Genomic DNA, 20,473 nt, shown 5'->3' on the forward strand with positions numbered 1-20,473 from the left:
AGGATTTCATGACCAACGACTTTGACAAACGCATCATTGCACCTGGCAGCACCATTGGCATTATGGGCAACGGGCAATTGGGCCGCATGGCCGCCCTGTGTGCGGCAGAACTGGGCTATCGCGTCCATGTCTTTGGCCCCGGAAAAGACAGCCCGACCGAACAGGTCTGCGACAAGGCCACCGTGGCCGATTATACCGATTTTACCGCCCTTAAGGAATTCGCCAACAGCGTTGATGTTGTGACATTTGAATTTGAAAATGTCCCCTATGACGCGGTCAAGCTGCTGTCGGGTATTGTTCCGGTTCGTCCGGGCTGGCAGTGCCTGCATATTTCGCAAAACCGCCTGCGCGAAAAAACCTTCTGCAATGAACACGGCATTGGCACCGCACCGTTTGCCGCTGTGCGTTCGCTGGCCGACCTTGAAGAAGCCGTTGCAAAGCTGGGGCGCCCGTCGGTGCTGAAAACCACCGAAATGGGGTATGACGGCAAAGGCCAGGTCAAAATTACCGATGAAACCAACCTGGCTGCGGCCTGGGTGGATATGAATGGCAGTGAAGCCATCCTTGAAGGCTTTGTTGATTTTGAACGCGAACTTTCCGTCATTGTTGCGCGTGGCATTGATGGCAAAATGGCCTGTTTCTGCCCGGTGGAAAACCGCCATGCCAACCATATCCTCGATGTGACCATAGCACCCGCGCAAATCCGCCCGGCCCTGCGTAGTGAAGCCGAAAAGATCGCCAAGATCCTGGCCGAGAAAATGGAATTTATCGGCCTTCTGGCGGTTGAAATGTTTGTCACCCGCGATGGCAAGCTTCTGGTCAATGAGGTGGCCCCGCGCCCGCACAATTCCGGCCACTGGACGATTGATGCCTGTGTCACCAGCCAGTTTGAACAGTTCATTCGTGCGGTTTGCGGCCTGCCATTGGGCGACCCGGCAAATCATTCGGATGCGGAAATGAAAAACCTTCTGGGTGACGATATTGATGCCTGGCAGGCAATTTTGTCCGACCCGGATGCCAAACTGCACCTTTATGGCAAAGCCGAAGCCAAACCGGGCCGTAAAATGGGCCATGTTACCTGGCTGCGCCCGGCAAAAACCGGCAAATAAAGGCGCTATCGCGCAAAACGGGTGCGTACATTATCGTCTTCCGCACCGCCCCGAATATCAAACACCCCGCAGCCTGTTGCTGGCGGGGTGTTTTGTTTTCAATTGCTTATGGCTCAACGCCGTCAAATCTCCGTACAAGCCCGAAACCTGCAACAGCCCATCAGCGCCTTAATGCCCACTGCCACAGAATGAACAAACCCGTTTTTCACAAACGGGGCGGCATAATCTGCCTGCCAAAACTGGCATTGCTTTTGCTGATATCCGGGCAGGTTCTTTTTGAGGCGACGGACGATGCAAAAACTAACGGCTCTTCTGGCAATTCTTGTGGCAATCATTCTGGCTCCGGCTGGCCGGGTTTCCATGGCACAGGCCAGTTCCATCACCCCGGGCACGGCGGGCTTTCCGACGGTTAATCGCGGCGACCAGCTTCAGTTTGGCGCAATGGCGGTTGATCTGTTTGGCATTCGCGCACCGCAACCCGGCACCGTTTGCCGGGCAGAAGGCATCCCCTTTCAGTGCGGCGATGCCGCATCGCAGGCGGTGCGTCGCATTGTCCAGGATTACGCCGTTTCCTGCGAAAAGGTATCGGACAGCCAGCTTTTCCCGATGCTGACCGAATGCCATATCGGCCAAAGCGACCTTAACCGCCTGATCCTGCGGGCTGGCTGGGCAATGGTTGATATGAATGTGTGCGACAATTACCCGCGCTGCAAAACCTATATCGCCGATCAGAACTTTGCCCGTGACAACCGCAAAGGAATGTGGCTGGGCACGCCGCCGGCAAGCCTTGTTGCCGCCACCCGCAAATCCGAAACCGATACAGCCCCCGGCGCCAAAGCCGCCATCCGCAACGCAATTTTCAATATCGACCTTGCCGCCGAAATGAAGGCGCGTAACGCCCCGGACCGCACCCTGATCAGCTTTTTAATGCCCTGATCTGTAAATCTTGCCTCGTCTCCCATACAAAAACCCCGCTGGCACAACAGCGGGGTTTTTGTATGCGCGGGGGTTACCCGACCCTTTTTTGTTAACTGCCAGTCAAACTAGCGCGCACCACCAAACTGGCGGGCAATGCGGCCCGGTGTCGGAATGCAGGATGCGATTTTTTTACCAACGCGAAACCCCGTACCCGCAACTTTGCCAGCTTTGCCCAGGCTTGATTTCACCTTCGGGATCATCATGACATTGCCAATGCGGCGATCCATGAATTCCCAGGTTGCCTGATGGCCATCCGACGTATCGTCCAGCCAGTACATCAGGGTCGAACCATAAACCCCGGCCAGAAGCCCGCGTTTTGTGTACCAGTTATGATCGGTCGATGTATCGCCCGCCGCCTGCCACATCAGATCAACGGTTTTTGCCGTCATGCGCAGGCTTTTGGGCAGGTTTTGCGGCAATGACAAATGCGCAACGGCGGCACGCACGGCATCCTTGTGTGCCTCGGCCAGGTCCAGCCGCACACGAATGGCTGCGCCAATGCGCTCGCGAATTTTCATCGATTTGATGTCCATGGCCGCAAGGCAATCCATCATGTCGCGATCGGTCAGGGCAACATAATGTTCAATCACCTGGCCGCTCCCGCCGGGAAACAGGCGGTCCACTTCCATTTCCGGCCAGCCCAGATCATCGGCTGCGGTACGAAGGGTGGTTTTGCTCCAGCCATCAAACGCAACATGTTCAAGGGCGGCGCGCACCAGTTCATCACGCTGTTTGGCGATGCGGGCAAAACTTTCCTCTACGGACATGTCAATTCTCCTGTTGCGTATCGGTGCGGCCCGAAACATCCGGCGGGTCGCGGCGTAATTCATCGGTAAACCCCATCAGGGTCATATCATCCATACGTTCAGGATACATCACTCCGATCAAATGGTCATATTCATGCTGCACAACGCGGGCATGAAAACCACTGGCAATCTTTTCCACCGGTTCGCCATTTTCATCGATCCCGCGATAACGGATTTTATCCCAGCGCGGCACATAGCCCTGAAAATCGGGAATCGACAGGCAGCCTTCCCAGCCACCAACCTTTTTTGCATCCTCCAGCGGCTCGATCTCGGGATTGATCAGAACCGTCAGGGGTACTTCGCCATCATCTTCACCCTTGCCTGCCCGGCTGGGCGGCACAAAAAATATCATCACTGCCAGCGACCGAAACACCTGCGGGGCAGCAAGACCCACGCCGCCAGCATCGCTCAGGGTTTCAATCATATCGGCAACAAGACGAATGATTTCAGGGTCTTCGGGGCTTTCCACGCGTGCTGCAACCTTGCGCAGAACCGGGTGTCCCATACGGGCAATTTTCAATATCGACATGGCTCACTATCCGATCAAACCCTTACAGGTGCCAATAACGCCCCTATATATAAAAGGCATCAGGGCTGCGGGCAAACGTTGTGCGCGATCATTTGCGCTGCCCTCTTTCCTTTTTCTTAACTTTGCACTATATAGCAGCCACGGTCATTGGTGGCCGCATTAGCATCCGGTTGGCAAAAATGCCTTCCGGCTTATTGTGTATTATTGAAAGGAGCGTGGTTTCCGTGCAGGTAATCGTTCGCGACAACAATGTCGATCAGGCTCTGAAGGCGCTTAAGAAAAAGATGCAGCGCGAGGGCATTTTCCGCGAGATGAAGCTTCGTCGTCACTTTGAAAAGCCGTCGGAGAAGAAAGCTCGCGAAGGGGCGGAAGCAATCCGCCGTGCTCGCAAGCTGGAGCGTAAGCGCATCGAGCGCGAAGGCTTCTAAGTCTTTTTCACTTTCGGGGTTCCTCGAACGTGACTGTACGGTCGGTTTTGTTTGATCAGTTTTGATTTTTCAAATCCGGACCCGTGCCGAAACCCGCCTTGGCGCAAGCCTGGCGGGTTTTGTGTGTCTGGGCTGATGCACGGTTCCTCGTCGACCACAACTATCTGGCACGAAGCCCTTTGCCAAAATTCGATCCCCGCCCGCACGCCCCTTTGTTTTGTCAGCAATAATCCCTATCTCCCTGATACCCTCGCTATATTCCATCCCATTCTGGTAACGGGAGCATCCGGCGTGCCCAATCATTTCCCCGCCCTGCCCTGGCTACGGCTTTGCAAAGCCCACAACGCCCTTCGCCTTCTGGCCTTTGCCCTGTTGCTGGCAATGCCGCCGTTGGGCAACACGGCATTTGCGCAAACGGCGTCACCGGGTAATGGCACGCCGTCCGGTGCGATCACACAGCAGGGCCAATCCATTCCGGCGGCACCAGCCCCCCAGCCAGGCACTGATGGCGTTGGTGGCAATAACGATAGCGCGCCACCGCCCACGCCAGTCGCCCATTGCGATACCGACCATATTTCACTGTGCGAGGATACAAACGAACTGATCTGGTCCAAAGGTTTTGCCGATCAGGTCGGCGCGTTTATTGGCGAAGGCACGGCAAGCTGGCTTTATGCGAATGGCAGCCGCATCGACCAGATGATCGAGGTTCTTGGTGGCCCACCGCAGGTCCGCCAGAAAGTCGGCGATGATTTATGGCTGTATGGCGCCTGCCGTGCCCATAGCTGCCCGGAAAAGGGTGCGGTAATTGTATCATCAAAGGGCGATATTACCGCAGCCGCGATCCTGCATTTCACCTGCACCACAACCTGCCAGGATGACTACACACTGACCATCATTGGCGCGAATGACGACAAAACCCTGTCTGACGCCATCCAAAACTGGGCGCAAACCACGATTAACGGTGACGCGCGCACCTATAAAAAGGCCAATCCGCCGAAAACCGCCAAAATCGAACATCTTGGCCCAGCTGGCGCGGGGCAAGCCCAGCCCGATGCCCCAGCATCAAACGCAGCCCCAGCTACGACAAACAAGGGCTAACCCCGCTTCCCCGTCAAATCAAGGAACCGTAGCGAACCACAAACAACGGAAACCGCCCGGTCTATTGCGCTTTTTCGCTGCCAAACAGCCAGTTAAACATGCCGTTAATCACCCCAGCCTTGCTGTTTTTGCCTGCGGCTGAATTGGGGTTTGATCGCACCAGCAATCCGAACTGGGACCGGTAAACGGTGTAAACATCATCTGTTGAAATATCGGTATAGGTGGAACTGCCATATTCGGCATCGACCAGAAAATTCCACGGCACCAGCCAGGTACTGACCGACCCACTATATTTCGAGGCCAGATCATAGGCCCGGTGTGGTCCGCTATTATCCTGTTCAATTTGGGAAAAGCGCCCTTCTAGCCGATCAAGCCGATACCGGGCATCCATGCCCAATATGTTGGCCCAGGGTTTCAGCTTTACAAACTGCGCATCCACCCGGAACTGATCGCCATAAATTACATATTTGCGCGGAATATCCTCGCCCGGCAGCCGCAGATAGGCGTTAAATTCCTCGTTCCCGGTCTGCTCAAAGGTAACTTCTGCCACCGGCGCTTCATCGGTCAATCGCGTATAGGTCAGAACAATCCCGAATATCGACAGGGCAAGTGCCACTGAAAGCAGCACAATGGCAAACAGGGATATTCTGACAACACGAATTCTCACGCGATATTCACCTTATCCGCCATAAAACCTGCCGAAGTGTCCCTTAGTCCAATGACGCAGACAAGTCCGAAAGACAGCATCAAAGCTTGATCCCCCATAATCGGGCACCGCAACATTATCCAAGCCAGAAACACCCGTTTCCATTTACAGATTAGATAACTTACAAATTATGACATATTAAAGTTGCGTTGATTTCGCACCTTTGGCCGCAAAAATCAGGGGGATAAGACATTGAGTTTTGAAACATGGCTGGCCTTTACCACCGCATGCATCGTGCTAACCCTGATCCCCGGCCCCAGCGTTTTGCTGGTCATCGGGCAATCAATCACCCGCGGTAAAAAAGCTGCCATGATGTGCATTTTTGGCGATGTGATTGGCAATATCGTGCTTATGGGTCTGTCCTTTGCCGGTGTTGGTGCCATCCTTGCCGCCTCGGCCGTTCTTTTTCAAATCGTGAAATGGCTGGGTGTTCTCTACCTAGCCTGGCTCGGATACCGGCAAATTATCGAAGCCCGACAAGCTCCGACAGAAACAACGAATGCTCCCACATCGGAACATATCGGCTCGAACTGGCGCAGTTTCTGGGCAGGCACCATCACCGCCATTTTGAACCCCAAGGCCATCATCTTTTACATGGCATTTCTGGCGCAGTTCATTAACCCCCAAGCAGATCTGGCGTCACAGCTAACCATTCTGACCCTGACATCAAGCATGGTCGTCGTTGTTCTGTTAACCGGCTATGCCCTACTGGCCGCACGCGCCCGCGAAACATTCCAAAGCCCGCGTGCCAGAAAACGCATGGGATACACCGGCGGCACCTTCATGATTGGTGGCAGCTTTTTAATGGCAACGACTCGCTAGCGTTTGCTGCAAGCTAAATAACGCAAAAAGGGCAGCCCGATGGACTGCCCTTTCGTCTTATGGGTCTAAGATGCCATCACGCATCAAGCTGATTGACGATTTCCTCACACATCTTTTTGGCGTCGCCAAACAGCATCATGGTGTTGTCCTTGAAGAACAGTTCGTTCTGGATGCCAGCATAGCCTGCCGACATACCGCGTTTAACGAACAGCACCGTTTTGGCCTTTTCCACGTCAAGCACCGGCATGCCGAAAATGGGCGATGACGGGTCTGTTTTGGCAGCCGGGTTGGTAATGTCGTTTGCACCAATGACGAAGGCGACATCGGCGGTGCCGAAATCACGGTTGATTTCGTCCATTTCCACCACGTCTTCGTATGGCACGCCGGCTTCGGCCAGCAGAACGTTCATATGGCCCGGCATGCGGCCTGCCACCGGATGGATGGCATAACGCACATTCACACCTTCGGCCTTTAAAAGGTCGGCCATTTCGCGCAATGCATGCTGGGCCTGGGCCACCGCCATGCCATAACCCGGCACGATAATGACGCTTGATGCGTTTTTCATGATGAAGGATGCATCATCCGACGAGCCGGACTTTACAGCCCGGTCGGCATCACCACCTGCAGCGGACGCTCCGCCACCTTCGGCACCAAAACCACCAAGGATGACGTTGAAGATCGACCGGTTCATGCCCTTGCACATGATATAGGACAGGATCGCGCCAGATGCGCCCACCAGCGCGCCGGTAATGATCAGCGCGTTGTTTTGCAGGGTAAAGCCAATGCCACATGCCGCCCAACCCGAATAGGAATTGAGCATGGAGACAACCACCGGCATATCCGCCCCGCCAATCGGAATGATCAGCGTGATCCCCAGCACCAGTGCCAGCGCAACAGCCAGCCAGAAAGCAAAATGGCTTTCGGTCGAAACAAAAATGATGCCGACCACGATAATGGCAATACCGATACCCAGATTAAGCAGGTGCTGACCCGAAAACTGAACCGGGGTTCCCGAAACAATGCCCTGCAATTTGCCAAAGGCAATCAGAGAACCGGTAAAGGTAATGGCACCGATGGCAACGCCAAGGCCCATTTCAATCAGGCTGGCAGGGTGAATATTACCCACCGTGCCGATGCCATAGGCACCTGGTGAATAAAGTGCCGCCCCGGCAACAAATACAGCCGCCAGTCCAACCAGCGAGTGAAAAGCCGCCACAAGCTGGGGCAGCGCCGTCATCTTGATTTTAAGGGCGATGATGGTGCCAATCGCGCCGCCAATCAGGATACCGGCAATAATGGTGGTGTAAGACAGCACCTCGGGCGAGGCGAGTGTGGTGAAAATGGCAATCGCCATACCGACCATACCCAGCATATTGCCGGTACGTGCCGAATCAGGCGAAGAAAGACCGCGCAGGGACAGAATGAAGCAGACCGAGGCGACCAGATACAGAAAAGCCGAGAGGTTTTCCGACATATTGTTTCCCCTTCCCTACTTCTTTTTCTTGAACATCTGCAGCATGCGCTGCGCGACAATGAACCCGCCGAAAATGTTGATCGATGCCAACACCACGGCAACAAAGCCCATTACCTTGGAAATGTTCATGTCAATCGGGCCGGCCGCCAGAAGCGCACCAACAATGATGACCGATGAAATGGCGTTGGTAACCGCCATCAGGGGGGAATGCAGGGCCGGTGTGACCTTCCACACCACGTAATAGCCAACAAAGCACGCCAGCACAAAAACCGTCAGGCCGATAACCGTGGGGCTGACCCCGCCGGTTGATGCGGCATGGGCCGCACCCGTTGCGGCATCATGTGCACCCGCCGCAAGCTGATCGGCAAGTTTGGCAGCCTTTTCCGCCAGGCCAAGGGCGGAATCGCGCAAGTCATTGGCAGACTGTGAGACAGACTGATCAACCATTTGCAGCCTCCGTTTCCGGTGCGGTTTCACCGCCAAATTTCGGATGAACCACCTTGCCATCCTGTGTCAGCATGGTTTCGGCAATGATCTGGTCTTCACGGTTAAAGACCAGTGCCTTCTTTTCGCTATCGACCATCAGGGTCACGAAGTTCAGCAGGTTTTTGGCATACATCGCCGTGGCATCCGTCGCAACCGAGCTGACGATATTCGACGGACCAATGATTTTAACGCCATTTTCCGTGACCGTGCTTTCACCGGGCTTCACACCGGCAACATTGCCACCGCGTTCCGATGCAAGGTCAATAATGATCGAGCCATTTTTCATGCCCGCCACCATATCGGCGGTAACAATTTCAGGCGCCGGACGGCCAGGAATAAGCGCGGTTGTGATGACGATATCGGTTTTCGCCAGCACTTCCTTGAGCTTTGCCGCCTGCTTCTTTTTATAGTCGTCGGACATTTCGCGCGCATAACCACCGGCAGTTTCGGCGTTTGCTGCGTCGTCATCCTCGACCTCGATAAAGGTACCGCCCAGGGACTGGACCTGTTCCTTTACGGCCGGGCGCACGTCAAAGGCCGATACAACAGCCCCCAGACGTTTGGCCGTGGCAATGGCCTGCAAACCGGCAACCCCGGCCCCAACCACCACAACACGGGTGGGGGCAAGGGTGCCAGCCGCCGTCATCATCATCGGGAAGATGCGGCCAAATTCATGGGCGGCATCAATCACGGCACGGTAACCGGCAAGGTTCGATTGCGAGGATAAAACATCCATGGATTGCGCACGCGAAATACGCGGCACCAGCTCCATGGCAAAGCTGGCAAGGCCCGCTTCGGCCATTTTGCCAATCAGTTCTGCGCGGTCATAGGGTTCGATCAGGCCAATAACCGTGGCACCCTTTTTATAGGCGGCCAGTTCATTGGTTTTCCCCTCGACCATCGGCGGGCGCACTTTAAGGATGACATCGGCATCCGCTGTTGCGGCCTTGGCCGTTTTGGCAATGGTTGCACCGGCATCAGTATAACGATCATCGGCAATGGATGCGTTTTCGCCTGCACCGGTTTCGATCACCACCTCAAATCCCAGACCCGTATATTTTTTAACGGTGTCCGGTGTGATGGCAACGCGTTTCTCACCGGGCCATATTTCCCTTGGAACGGCCAGCTTCATCGCGTCGTACCTCCTTCCCTAATTTAACAATCCTGTCTGGTATGTCGGTTATTCGTTATTGTAGCGCCCCTGTTTCCGGGGCTTTGGTATTGTTTTATGAAACCCTTGTCCGGCAGGCTGGCCCTTTTCGGGCCAATGGCATCACAACCCATGCTGCAATGCCCCTGCCCTTATTTCCCGCAAGGCGGCAAATTCCGGCCAGAGACGAAAAAAGGCGGTTCCTCTGAACAAACAGAAGAAACCGCCCACTTTCCCACCACGCTTTCCGAGGCTGCAAAGCCTTGGTGACAAACCGGGTCCCACCCGCCAGTGATGCTCAGGACAAACATTCACCAGCGCCCCGCTTTGTCTGCGTTGACCGAAAGATGCGATTTTCTTCTCAATAGCTCAACAGCAAAACCTGACAAAAACATAACTTAACCACTTTACGGTTTATAACTGCACTTTACCACTATGTGCGGAAAACCATACACACCTTTATCGATATGGAACAAGTGTCATTCCATCATGAAATCAATTAATCCATTGATTTTTGGGCATATTCCGCATTTTTAACAAACGCAGATAGTTAAATTAACCCTTAAAATACACCCACAGGTTTTCATTAAACCCTTTATAAAGCAAGGGTCCATGCCATTATTTTTTCTGGATTCCGGGCGCAAACGACCCAAAAATTTTGCGTAAAAAACAGCAATTTATAACAACACGCCCCCGTAAAACCCCACACGCATAAAAAGAAGCGCCCTTAAAAGACTCGCGCCGATTCGTTCTTCGGCATGTTTCGCGCATTTCACAGCCTTCCCTGCATCAACGTCAAACGAGTCCGGCATCTTTGCCAGTTACGGGTTTTTCTTTTGAACGGGGACAGCGATGAAACAGGGAACATGTCTTTACCGGCTGGTTGGCACAGCCATCGGGATTTGGGCCATGGGCGCAACGGCAACGGCGCAGGCCCAAACCTATTTTCCGCCTGACGTGGATAAAAGCAAATGCAGCCTGCCCAGCAGCGAATTCCAAAGCTGGATCACCCTGCCGCTTTTTGGTCTGACCAGCCCGGTCTATGACCAGACCAGCGGCATGCCCTATATCTTTCCGGTCAATGGCCCGAATTTTGAAGCCCAGAATCCGGACCATTGCGATTTTTACAAATGGGGCGCACAGATGTTTCTGTGGCTGACATCCACCATCGACGATGTCAGCACCCAACCAGCAACACGGCACTATCCGCCAACGCTTCCCCTTGTTTTCGATACCGAATTTTTCTACCGCCTCTCAAGCGACCACAAAGAACTGCTGGCCCAGGGCGAGGGCGGTAATGGCGATAACCTTGCCATCAGCCTGCGCACCGCAAAAAAGGACGAGGATGAAAGCATCGGCCAGGCGGGTGGCAATGGCGTTTTGCTGACCCAAAAGCCAGTCGATGCCACAAAACAATCCTCACTGACCTATTACGGTGTGCATACCAACCGGCAATATGGCTATTTCCTCAGCCTTTATAAAAACCTTCTGTCAGGCAAAACCAAGGGCACCCCGCTGGCCCCACAATTTCCGACCACGGCAGCAGAAACCTGTGCTGTTTTGGCCTATGCCCAGCAAAACAATTATGTGGAAAAGGGTTTGATCCCCGCTGCGATCGAGAAACTTCTTTGCCCGCCAAACGGCAAAAGCGGCACCATGACAGCGACCGAAAAACCGGTAAAGCCCGCTACCGCGCCAACGCAGTCCTCCTCAATTATTCCGCAAATCGAACCCGCTGTTGATTTTCTGTCCATGGCGGTCGAAGTCAAATCAAGCTGGGTCGAGGCCGCCACCCTGCCCGCGGACAGTGCGGGTAAATATATCCTGCAGAACCTGAAAATCCCGGTTTATGACCGCAGCAATCCCAATCACTGGATGGTCAAGGAATCTGCCACGCGCGAAATGGCACTGGTCGGTATGCATGTGGTTGGCACCGTGCAAGGCCACCCGGAAATGGTCTGGGCTACCATCGAGCATGAAAATAACGCGCCCAACGCCCTTTATTATTACACGAACGACAAAAACCAGGTCGTTGCCGTTTCCGACCCGCAAACAAAAACCGGCTGGCTTTATTCCAACGGTGAAATTGTCGATGCCGTCACCGAATATGCCAAGGGCTGCGACAGCACACCGATGCCAGCAGGCTGCATCTTTACATCCGACATCATCAGCGTTGGTGATAACGAAATCATCGGCCCCAATGGCAATGATCCGATCCAACCTTCCAATGTCACCCGCCTCAATCCGTGGGGAAATGCACAGGCCCAAAGCGACACCACCGCCATTTCCCAAACAACGCAGATCATTTCACTAAACCGCGATGTCAAAACCAACCTTGTCGCGCAAAATGCCACCGACCCGCGGCAATATTACTTTCTAAGCGGCGCAGTCTGGACCAGCGATGGCAGCATTCCCGAACATGGCAATGCCACGGCCATTATCGGATCGCCCCTTCTGGCCAACACATCGATGGAAACATTCGAACAGGCCAATGGCTGCTTTGGTTGCCACAATACCTTTGGTTCCAGCGACGGCCTGGAAATCAGCCATATCTTTGATGGCATCAGCCCCGACCTGCCAACGGTTCCGGGCAACTAACAACCGGGCATGGGAACCTAAAACAGCAAAGCCGGACCAAATTCTGGCCCGGCTTTTTTTTTCGTTATCTGTAACGGGTATCCTGTCATTCAGGGCGATCCAGGCCCACTTTTTCAAGGGCTTCGTTTTGGCTGCGCGCCAGTTCGGCCTCGTCAAAATCCTGCACCAGATCATGGAAAATGCGATACCAGTTCACCTTGGCATCCAGGCGTAAAAACACCGATCCAAGGCCAACGGCAGCACGGTCCACCAGCACAAATTCCCGTGGTGGCTTCACCCCGCCCAGACGGCGCAATTCCGAATGCACCTTGCCTGCCACCTCGGCACCATAGGCAACCGAATTGCTTTCTTCCATCTTGCGTTCGCGATCATCAAGCAATGGCCCGTAAACAAACCCCGCCCAGATATTCAGAACATCAATCAGTTCATTGGAAAGGTTGTTAAAGCCCCAGCTTTCATAGGCCGCCACCGCCTTGTCGCGGTCATTGTCACGCAACGCCTGATAAAGCGATATCACCGCCCCAACGAATGCGGGCTGAAACACCCGGATACAGCCAAAATCCAGCAAATTGACGCTCAGATCATCGCGCAGGGAATAATTGCCCAGATGCGGATCCCCATGAATAACGCCATATTTATAAAAGGGCACATACCAGGCACGGAACATGTTCAATGCCACCTGGTTGCGCTCTTCCTCGCTGGGGTTACGATCAACAAAGGCCTGCAATTTCCCGCCCTGAAGCCAGGTCATGGTCAAAAGGCGGCGGGTTGTCAGGTCACTTATCGGTTCGGGCACATGCACATGGGCCTCATCACGCAACATATGCCCATAAAGCGCCATTTGCCGCGCTTCACGTTCGTAATCCAGTTCTTCACGCAGGCGCGCACTTAATTCCAACTGGATGTTTTCGGCATCAATCGCACTGTCATAACGGCGATAAATGGCAAAGGCCGCGCGAAGCTGTTTTAAATCGGCCTCAACCGTTGCCGCCATATCGGGATATTGCAGCTTGCAGGCCACATCGCGCCCGTCAGGCAGGGTTGCCTTATGCACCTGACCCAGTGATGCGGCGGCAGCAGCATCGCGGCCAAAATCGGCAAAGTTGTCCTGCCAGCCCGCACCAAGTTCGGTACGCATCCGGCGTTTTACAAACAGCCAGCCCATCGGCGGTGCATCGGCCTGCAAACCTGCCAGGGCATCGGCATAATCGCGCGGCAGGGCATCGGGAATGGTCGATAATATTTGCGCCACTTTCATCAGCGGGCCTTTCAGCCCGCCCAGTGCCGCGGTCAAATCGGCGGCATACCGGCCATGATCAACTTCGCCGCCAAAGACCTTGCCCACCGCAAGGCGCGTCGCCAGTTTCCCGGCTGACGCACCCACGCGGGCATAACGACGCACCCGCCCGCCAAAACGATTATCTTCGGATTGGCGAAAATCGTCGTCGTTATCGTCGCTCATCTCAGGAAAGTTCCTCCAGCTCGTCAATCAGACGCTTGATCATGTTAAGCCCGCGCTGCCAGAAGGCCGGGTCCGATGCATCCAGCCCGAACGGTGCCAGCAACTCCTGGTGGCGTTTGGTGCCACCGGCTTTCAGCAGTTCAAAATATTTCTGCTGAAAACCTTCTTCGGAATGCTGGTAAACGTCGTAAAGCGAATTCACCAGGCAATCGCCAAAGGCATAGGCATAAACATAAAACGGCGAATGGATGAAATGCGGGATATATGACCAGTAATATTTATATTCCTCGTCATAACGGATCGCATCACCCAGGCTTTCCTTCTGTACGTCCAGCCAGATCGCGCAGATCTCATCGACCGTCAATTCCGCTTCGCGACGCTTGGAATGGACACGCTTTTCAAATTCAAAAAACGCAATCTGGCGCACCACGGTATTGAGCATATCCTCAACCTTGCCCGCCAGCATGATACGCCGCATTTTCGGGTCGGTTTCAGCGCGCAGCATCGACTGGAAAGTCAGCATTTCGCCAAATACCGATGCGGTTTCCGCCAGTGTCAGCGGCGTATCTGACAGGAAATAGCCCTGCTCGCCTGCCAAAATCTGGTGCACGCCATGACCCAGTTCATGGGCAAGGGTCATCACATCGCGGGTTTTGCCATGATAGTTCAGCAGCAGATACGGGTGTGCGGATGGCACGGTCGGATGTGCAAATGCGCCCGATGCCTTGCCCGCACGCGGCGGCACGTCGATCCAGGGGTTATCAAAGAACCGCTTGCCAATGGCAGCAAGGTCTTCGGAAAATTCGCCATATGCCTTCAACACGGTTTCCCGCGCATTATCCCAGGCGATTTCGCGGTCATCATCTTCGGGTAGCGGCGCGTTACGGTCCCAGTAATCAAGCTGGTCAACGCCAAACCATTTGGCTTTCAGCTTGTAATAACGGTGCGACAAATCACCATAGGATGATGTCACTGCTTCGCGCAGGGCCTCGACAACATCGTCTTCAACCTGGTTGGACAGGTTGCGCGCACTGACCGGGGTGGCAAAATTGCGCAGGCGGTCGTCAATTTCCTTGTCTTTGGCAAGGGTATTGGTGATGTGTGCCAGCAATTTGATGTTCTTGCCCAACACATCGCCAATCGATTTTGCGGCAACCTTGCGGTCTTCCACCCGGGTCGAAGACAGCATATTGGCCGCTTCGGACATGGTCAGGTCCTGACCATTGATGGGAAAGCGCAATTCGGCCATCGTCTGGTCAAACAGGCGGATCCAGGCACCCGAACCGGCCACTTCGCGTTCATGCAAAACCTGTTCGACTTCGTCTGAAAGCTGATGCGGGCGGAAAGAACGGTTTTCATCCAGCCACGGGCGATAGCGCGCCAAAGCCGGGCTTGCATCATATTTTGCCTGCAGGGCGGCTTCTTCGATCCGGTTCAGTTCCAGACCAAAAAACAGCGTAAAACTGGAAATGGTGGTGAGCTGTTCGCGCACACCCTGGTAAAACTGGCCAATGGCGGCATCGCTGCCATCACCAGCATGCAACAGGCCGGCAAAGGACCCGATGCGCCCGCAAATTTCGGAAATCGCCTCATATTCGGCAATGGCTGCGGCCAGGGTTTCACCCGGAAGGTCAGCAAGCTTGCCCTGATATTCCTTCTGGAACGCCTCCGAACGCTGTTTGGCATCATCAAGATCACGGCGAATGGCCGGGTCTTTGGCATCCGCGTAAAGGTCGCTCAGATCCCAGGTCGGCAGGTTCTTGTTGATCGCGTTCATTGGTCCTCCAGATAATTCGGAACATAAAAGTCTTTGCTGCGATATAAGACAAAGATATTTTCATCGCCAGCGCGACGGGACAAAAAGATAAAAAACTGTTTATCTTGCTGCCATTGGCACAGGCGCTTAATGACTTATATATATGAAAACAATAACAGGGAAACGCCATGACGAATTTGCAGGATTATGCCCAGTGGCAGAACTTGCCGTCGATGTTTTTCGATTTGGCCGCGAAAAATGGCGACAAGCCCCTTTGGTGGACCAAATCCCCCGAGACTGACGAATTTGTCCCCACCACCTGGCGCGAAGCCGCGCGACAGGTGCGTGCCCTTGCCCGATCGCTTTACAAATTCGGCATAAGGCCGGGCGACCGGGTTATTTTGCTTTCGGAAAACCGCACGGAATGGGGCATTGCCGATCTGGCGATCATGTGTGTGGGCGCGCTCACCGCACCGGCCTATTCCACCAATACCGAACGCGACCATCTGCATATCATCGAGGATTCAGGCGCCAGCCTGGCAATCATTTCGACCAAAAAGCTGGCACAGCCCTTTTTGCATGGCGCGCTGGATTCCGGGCGCTGCCGCCATGCCATCACGATCGAGGATTGGGGCCAAAGCTTTGTCGGCGGCATCACCATTTCTAAGTGGGACGACGTAATCGAACAGGGCGACGCCCTGGATGACGATGTTGATGCTTGGGTTGCCAATATCAAACGCAACGACACCGCCTGCCTGATTTACACATCAGGCACCGGTGGCGCCCCCAAGGGCGTGATGCTGAGCCACGGGGCAATCATCAGCAACTGTTCGGGCGCGTTTGACATCATCGACACCCTCGGCATTGACGACGAAGTTTTCCTGTCCTTCCTGCCACTGTCCCATTCATACGAGCATACGGCCGGGCTTTATTTCGCCATGAGCATCAATGCCCAGATCTATTATGCCGAAAGCCTGGACAAGCTTGCCGCCAATATGGCCGAGGTCCGCCCGACCATCATGACGGCGGTGCCCCGGCTTTATGAAATGCTATACCAGCGCTTAAGCCGCACCCTTGAAAAGGAAGGCGGTTTCAAGCTCAAACTGTTTAATATGACCCTGCGCCTGGGCCGCAAAAAATACGAAGGCGAACGCCTGAACCCGATTGAATGGGTCCAGAACCTTGTGTGCGAATTGCTGCTGCGCCGCAAGCTGCGCCAGCGGTTTGGTGGTCGCCTCAAGGCCATGGTTTCGGGTGGTGGGCCGCTGAATTATGAACTGGGTGTGCTGTTTGTTTCCTGCGGGTTACGCATTTTGCAGGGCTATGGCCAAACCGAATTCAGCCCGGTGGTTTCGTGCAACCGTGCCGAAAACAACAAACTTCGCACCGTCGGCCCGCCCATGCTGGGTGTGGAATGCAAAATTGCCGATGATGGCGAAATTCTTCTGCGCGGCGAAAGCATCATGAAAGGCTATTGGAACCTGCCCGAAACCACCGCGCAAACCATCATCGATGGCTGGCTTCATACCGGCGATATCGGCCAGTTCGATGAAGAAGGCAGCCTGATGATCACGGACCGGAAGAAGGACATTATCGTCAATTCCGGCGGCGATAACATATCACCCCAGAGGATCGAAGGCCTGCTGACGCTGGAAACCGAAATCGCCCAGGCGATGGTTTATGGCGATGACCAGCCTTATCTGGTTGCCATTCTGTGGCCCGAAGAAGACGTGATGCGCGATTTTGCCCGGGCCAATGGCGTGGAAAACAAAATCGAAACCCTGTCGGAAAACGAAGAATTCCGCAAAATGATCCGTCTGGCCGTGGACCGGGTGAATACCCGCCTTTCCACCATCGAAAAGGTCCGCAGCTTTGCCTTTGCCGATAGCGCCTTTAGCATCGAAAACGAAATGCTGACGCCATCAATGAAGATTCGCCGTCACAAGATCCGTGCAGCCTATGATCAGCGCCTAAAAGCCCTTTATCAGCGCAAACGGCAAAATTAATTTGCCATCCATGCCATGTCTTCGCCGGGGCAAAACCGGCGAAGACATCTCCCCCAACCCGTCAACCGGGCGTTAAAATTACGGTGCTTTAGCCATTTGGCCTGCCAATTCACATTTGGCAGCGCACCCAAAAAGAAATCACCACACACTAAGATTATCGCTCTGATTGTATTGCACGTCTGAATTCGCCATACTGGCGGGATGAAAAACGCACGGAACGACCCCGAATTTCGCAAGATAATTCTGGCAGCATTTCCGACCCTGCCGGCAAAGGCATCCTTGTGCCTGATGGCCTTTTTGCTGATGCTCCTTTTCCAGCTCCCCTTCGCCCGACCTGCCAGCGCACAGGGTACATGTGACAAGGTCACGGTTGGGTACAGTTATTATCCACCCTTTTCCTATCAGTCGCCCGATGGCGGGGTACATGGTGCCTCCATCGAGGTGGCCAAACGCGCCTTCCAGAAAATGGATGTAAATGTCGAACTGGTGCAAATGCCCTGGGCGCGGCTGTTGCTTGAAACGCAAAATGGCGGTGTTGATTTTATCACGGCGGCCTATCGCACCCGCGACCGGCTTTCCTGGGCAACCTATAGCGACATTCCCATTGGCTATGAACGCATCGTCGCCATCCATGACAAAACCATCGATATTGATAATCCGTCCCTCGAAGATTTGCGCCGCAAGCGCGGGCTGCTACGCCGGGGCGACAGCCATGGCGTGGAAGTAGACACCGCCATTGCCAAAAACCAGCTATCCATTACCGAAGTCCCGGAAATTGAAGTAGGCCTGCGCATGATAACGGCGGGCCGGGCGGACTACCTTCTGACCAGCGATGCCGTTGCGCGAGATGTACTGCGCAACCACGATTTTCCCGACCTTGTCTTTGACCGGGTCAATGTCGCGGGCGAGGCGCTATATGCCCTGTTTTCCAAGCACAGCAACTGCATCGTCCTGGCGGATCGTTTTAACGAAACCATCCGCAGTCTTTATCAGGATGATTTGATGCCAACCGTACTGGTGCAATATCTGAAATCGGTGGGATCACCGCTGATTTTTGGCATGGCGGAAGATAACGGGCGCAACATGCTGGGCAATTAACACCGGCACTCCCTCAGCCGAACCATAAAGAAACCCATCAGCAAACAAATTTCGGGGCACAGTGCCGCCAGACTGGCGCGCCGCGGGGCAATCTGCGACAGTGCCGGTTAAATCAGCCCACCTCATAATCCGGTTGCCCTGCATGAATGCTGAAGAAAATAACGGCCCATCCCTGCTTTTGATACGTGGACTTCCCGGCTCGGGTAAATCAACCCTTGCCCGCCGCCTGTGCCAGGCCGATGACCATTTCCACATCGAGGCAGACATGTTCATGACCGATGCCAAGGGCCGTTACCGGTTCTCGGCAACGAAACTGGGCAAAGTACATGCACGTTGCGAGCAGGAAACCCGTCAGCATCTGCAGGCGGGCCACCATGTTATCGTTGCCAATACTTTCAGCCAGATCTGGGAAATGCAGCCCTACCTTGATATGGCAAAGACGCTGGGCATTCCGGTACAAATCATTGAATGCCAGGGGCAGTTCAAATCCATCCACGATGTTCCCGAACACAGCATTCGCGACATGCACAATCGTTGGGAAAAGCTGCCTAAACCCTAAAGCAGCAGGCAAATCATCACGTTAGGTCTAACTGCCCCGTACAACAGCCAGCGGTGCTGCTAGGCAGGCCTCGCTGCCCCACCTAATTCTGCAGCCTTGGCAAACTCACCCAGACTTGCTAGCAAGGCCGGTGAAATCGTACCGCCATTACGCGTCAGAATAAGGGTTTCAAGGTCTTCAATCGTGCGGCAGGTGTAAATCCTCGCAAGATCATCGGGAAAGTTCAAATTCAAAAGCCCCATCAGTTCCTGCCGCTGGCTGGCTGTTACTAATGCACGCAGGGCAGCCTTGCCATCACCCCCGCGTTTCTCGCTTTCCATAAATCGCCACCAGGTTACCAGGGCTGGCAAACCAGCCGGGCTTTGATCCTCCCAGACAGGGGATAACGGCACCTTGGGCACGGCAATATGCTTCACGACAAGTTCAGGCATATCCGACATCACATATTCCACCTCAAACCGGCTTTGTGGTGAAACATCGTGAATATCATAGCGCAACGGCAGGTTCAGCGAACACTGATTTTCCCCCAGGACATGGCCGTCATAAACGCAAATATCAGTCGTGATAAACAAACGAACATGCGCAGGCGTGGTTTGTGCCGGGGCTTCAAACTGGCACTTCAAGCAGCTATTATCTCCCCGGCTCAATGCCTGCACATTTTCGCGATTCAGGGTAAATAACCGTCCGATTGGCAGGGCATCATCACCCTTATGGGAATAGGATTGCAGCGCGGCATCAATGGTCACTTCCTGTGGCACCAACGCGCCCGTTGGCTTCAGGCCGGAAATCAAATGGGTAAAAATCGCGACCTGTGGTTCGGCATGCAGCCTTGCTGTCATGGTTTCAGAAACGATAACATCGTAATGCGCGTGAGGCACAGGCCACTTCAAAATATCGACGCACTCAATGGTGCGAATACGGTCCTGCACACCTAAAACATCAATCAGCTTTTTTACGTAATCCAGCGATGGCTGATGAATGTCAAGCAACGTCACCTGAATATCATCTGCCGAAAAGAACGGCAGCAACGGTATAATCAACAGGCCGAATGGCCCGGTCCCACCATAAAGAACCTCAACCGGATTTCGCCCGTTTTGCTGGTCACAAATCGCCTGATAACAGCCGCGCATAAAAACCTGGCTACGCATAAATTCCAATGCGCACCGACCGGCGGTTACCAGTGAAACAGCCTTTCCGCTTGCCGTTGCCGTGTGGCAATCCAGTGCACTATTGGGCGTAAGGTCCACACCGGTTATGGCAACCAGAATATCAACCATTTCCAAAATGTCGCGCTGATTACCCACCAGGTCACTGCCCGGTAATGCCAGAAAGTTTTCGATAATCTGGTGTAACCGTTCTGTTTTTGCGCTGATATCGATATAATCGGTCAAACGCCCCTCCCCCATTT

Annotated in this window: 18 protein-coding genes; 9 read left to right on the forward strand and 9 right to left on the reverse strand. The window is 54.2% G+C overall.

The window, feature by feature from the left end:
* The first annotated feature begins 8 nt into the window (after positions 1-8).
* Positions 9-1,109, forward strand: coding sequence for a 5-(carboxyamino)imidazole ribonucleotide synthase (locus CSC3H3_RS13020; RefSeq protein ID WP_101285099.1), 1,101 nt, complete (start codon positions 9-11; stop codon positions 1,107-1,109).
* A gap of 291 nt (positions 1,110-1,400) precedes the next feature.
* Positions 1,401-2,045, forward strand: coding sequence for a thermonuclease family protein (locus CSC3H3_RS13025; protein WP_101285100.1), 645 nt, complete (start codon positions 1,401-1,403; stop codon positions 2,043-2,045).
* Positions 2,046-2,152: 107 nt separating this feature from the next.
* Here CSC3H3_RS13025 and CSC3H3_RS13030 read toward each other — a convergent pair whose 3' ends face one another.
* Both CSC3H3_RS13030 and def read right to left on the reverse strand, forming a co-directional pair.
* Complete coding sequence (locus tag CSC3H3_RS13030) at positions 2,153-2,854, reverse strand: COQ9 family protein (protein WP_101285101.1); 702 nt, start codon at positions 2,852-2,854, stop codon at positions 2,153-2,155.
* A gap of 1 nt (position 2,855) precedes the next feature.
* A complete protein-coding gene (gene def / locus CSC3H3_RS13035) occupies positions 2,856-3,422 on the reverse strand; it encodes a peptide deformylase (protein ID WP_101285102.1) in 567 nt (188 codons plus the stop codon).
* A gap of 224 nt (positions 3,423-3,646) precedes the next feature.
* On the opposite strand from def, the gene rpsU reads away from it, so the two are divergent.
* Positions 3,647-3,850, forward strand: a complete 204-nt coding sequence (gene rpsU / locus CSC3H3_RS13040) for a 30S ribosomal protein S21 (protein ID WP_008891676.1) — start codon at positions 3,647-3,649, stop codon at positions 3,848-3,850.
* 291 nt (positions 3,851-4,141) lie between these two features.
* Complete coding sequence (locus CSC3H3_RS13045; RefSeq protein ID WP_101285103.1) at positions 4,142-4,948, forward strand: hypothetical protein; 807 nt, start codon at positions 4,142-4,144, stop codon at positions 4,946-4,948.
* Positions 4,949-5,009: 61 nt separating this feature from the next.
* Here CSC3H3_RS13045 and CSC3H3_RS13050 read toward each other — a convergent pair whose 3' ends face one another.
* Positions 5,010-5,615, reverse strand: a complete 606-nt coding sequence (locus tag CSC3H3_RS13050; protein ID WP_245881114.1) for a hypothetical protein — start codon at positions 5,613-5,615, stop codon at positions 5,010-5,012.
* 231 nt (positions 5,616-5,846) lie between these two features.
* Here CSC3H3_RS13050 and CSC3H3_RS13055 point away from each other — a divergent pair, with 231 nt between their 5' ends.
* Complete coding sequence (locus CSC3H3_RS13055) at positions 5,847-6,476, forward strand: LysE family translocator (protein WP_101285104.1); 630 nt, start codon at positions 5,847-5,849, stop codon at positions 6,474-6,476.
* 76 nt (positions 6,477-6,552) lie between these two features.
* On the opposite strand, the gene CSC3H3_RS13060 is transcribed toward CSC3H3_RS13055, so the two are convergent.
* Genes CSC3H3_RS13060 through CSC3H3_RS13070 form a run of 3 tightly spaced genes read right to left on the reverse strand, consistent with a single transcriptional unit; the run spans position 6,553 to position 9,568 of the window.
* On the reverse strand, positions 6,553-7,950 hold the full coding sequence (locus CSC3H3_RS13060; protein WP_101285105.1) for an NAD(P)(+) transhydrogenase (Re/Si-specific) subunit beta: 1,398 nt from the start codon (positions 7,948-7,950) through the stop codon (positions 6,553-6,555).
* 15 nt (positions 7,951-7,965) lie between these two features.
* Positions 7,966-8,397, reverse strand: a complete 432-nt coding sequence (locus CSC3H3_RS13065; RefSeq protein WP_101268134.1) for an NAD(P) transhydrogenase subunit alpha part 2 — start codon at positions 8,395-8,397, stop codon at positions 7,966-7,968.
* The gene (locus CSC3H3_RS13070) at positions 8,390-9,568 is read right to left on the reverse strand and encodes a Re/Si-specific NAD(P)(+) transhydrogenase subunit alpha (protein WP_101268135.1); all 1,179 of its coding nucleotides are present in this window, start codon (positions 9,566-9,568) and stop codon (positions 8,390-8,392) included. The genes CSC3H3_RS13065 and CSC3H3_RS13070 overlap by 8 nt, the downstream gene beginning before the upstream one ends.
* Positions 9,569-10,438: 870 nt before the next feature.
* Here CSC3H3_RS13070 and CSC3H3_RS13075 point away from each other — a divergent pair.
* Complete coding sequence (locus CSC3H3_RS13075) at positions 10,439-12,184, forward strand: hypothetical protein (RefSeq protein ID WP_101285106.1); 1,746 nt, start codon at positions 10,439-10,441, stop codon at positions 12,182-12,184.
* An 85-nt stretch (positions 12,185-12,269) separates the two neighbouring features.
* Here the strand turns inward: CSC3H3_RS13075 and CSC3H3_RS13080 are convergent, their stop codons facing one another.
* Positions 12,270-13,646 (reverse strand): ABC1 kinase family protein, encoded by a 1,377-nt coding sequence (locus CSC3H3_RS13080; protein WP_101285107.1) that lies wholly within the window; start codon positions 13,644-13,646, stop codon positions 12,270-12,272.
* A gap of 1 nt (position 13,647) precedes the next feature.
* Positions 13,648-15,423 carry a M3 family oligoendopeptidase gene (locus CSC3H3_RS13085; RefSeq protein WP_101285108.1) on the reverse strand — a complete coding sequence of 592 codons (1,776 nt, stop codon included), beginning with the start codon at positions 15,421-15,423 and terminating at the stop codon, positions 13,648-13,650.
* 167 nt (positions 15,424-15,590) lie between these two features.
* Between CSC3H3_RS13085 and CSC3H3_RS13090 the strand changes: the two genes are divergently transcribed.
* The 3 genes from CSC3H3_RS13090 to CSC3H3_RS13100 all read left to right on the forward strand — a co-directional run bounded on the left by CSC3H3_RS13090 (position 15,591) and on the right by CSC3H3_RS13100 (position 19,065).
* Complete coding sequence (locus tag CSC3H3_RS13090; RefSeq protein ID WP_101285109.1) at positions 15,591-17,408, forward strand: AMP-dependent synthetase/ligase; 1,818 nt, start codon at positions 15,591-15,593, stop codon at positions 17,406-17,408.
* Positions 17,409-17,609: 201 nt separating this feature from the next.
* The gene (locus tag CSC3H3_RS13095) at positions 17,610-18,506 is read left to right on the forward strand and encodes a substrate-binding periplasmic protein (RefSeq protein ID WP_101268145.1); all 897 of its coding nucleotides are present in this window, start codon (positions 17,610-17,612) and stop codon (positions 18,504-18,506) included.
* Positions 18,507-18,648: 142 nt separating this feature from the next.
* Entirely contained in the window at positions 18,649-19,065 is a 417-nt protein-coding gene (locus tag CSC3H3_RS13100) for an ATP-binding protein (protein WP_101285110.1), read from the forward strand.
* A 59-nt stretch (positions 19,066-19,124) separates the two neighbouring features.
* On the opposite strand, the gene CSC3H3_RS13105 is transcribed toward CSC3H3_RS13100, so the two are convergent.
* A complete protein-coding gene (locus CSC3H3_RS13105) occupies positions 19,125-20,456 on the reverse strand; it encodes an SAM-dependent methyltransferase (protein WP_157831893.1) in 1,332 nt (443 codons plus the stop codon).
* Positions 20,457-20,473 lie beyond the last annotated feature (17 nt).

It is taken from the genome of Thalassospira marina, assembly GCF_002844375.1.
GTDB lineage: Bacteria > Pseudomonadota > Alphaproteobacteria > Rhodospirillales > Thalassospiraceae > Thalassospira > Thalassospira marina.

Coding starts and splice junctions, on each gene's coding strand:
- CSC3H3_RS13020 (WP_101285099.1), top strand. CDS start 9: ATGACCAACGACTTTGACAAACGCATCATTGCACCTGGCAGCACCATT.
- CSC3H3_RS13030 (WP_101285101.1), bottom strand. CDS start 2,854: ATGTCCGTAGAGGAAAGTTTTGCCCGCATCGCCAAACAGCGTGATGAA.
- CSC3H3_RS13090 (WP_101285109.1), top strand. CDS start 15,591: ATGACGAATTTGCAGGATTATGCCCAGTGGCAGAACTTGCCGTCGATG.
- CSC3H3_RS13100 (WP_101285110.1), top strand. CDS start 18,649: ATGAATGCTGAAGAAAATAACGGCCCATCCCTGCTTTTGATACGTGGA.
- CSC3H3_RS13080 (WP_101285107.1), bottom strand. CDS start 13,646: ATGAGCGACGATAACGACGACGATTTTCGCCAATCCGAAGATAATCGT.
- CSC3H3_RS13070 (WP_101268135.1), bottom strand. CDS start 9,568: ATGAAGCTGGCCGTTCCAAGGGAAATATGGCCCGGTGAGAAACGCGTT.
- CSC3H3_RS13065 (WP_101268134.1), bottom strand. CDS start 8,397: ATGGTTGATCAGTCTGTCTCACAGTCTGCCAATGACTTGCGCGATTCC.
- CSC3H3_RS13075 (WP_101285106.1), top strand. CDS start 10,439: ATGAAACAGGGAACATGTCTTTACCGGCTGGTTGGCACAGCCATCGGG.
- CSC3H3_RS13025 (WP_101285100.1), top strand. CDS start 1,401: ATGCAAAAACTAACGGCTCTTCTGGCAATTCTTGTGGCAATCATTCTG.
- CSC3H3_RS13085 (WP_101285108.1), bottom strand. CDS start 15,423: ATGAACGCGATCAACAAGAACCTGCCGACCTGGGATCTGAGCGACCTT.
- CSC3H3_RS13095 (WP_101268145.1), top strand. CDS start 17,610: ATGAAAAACGCACGGAACGACCCCGAATTTCGCAAGATAATTCTGGCA.
- CSC3H3_RS13060 (WP_101285105.1), bottom strand. CDS start 7,950: ATGTCGGAAAACCTCTCGGCTTTTCTGTATCTGGTCGCCTCGGTCTGC.
- def (WP_101285102.1), bottom strand. CDS start 3,422: ATGTCGATATTGAAAATTGCCCGTATGGGACACCCGGTTCTGCGCAAG.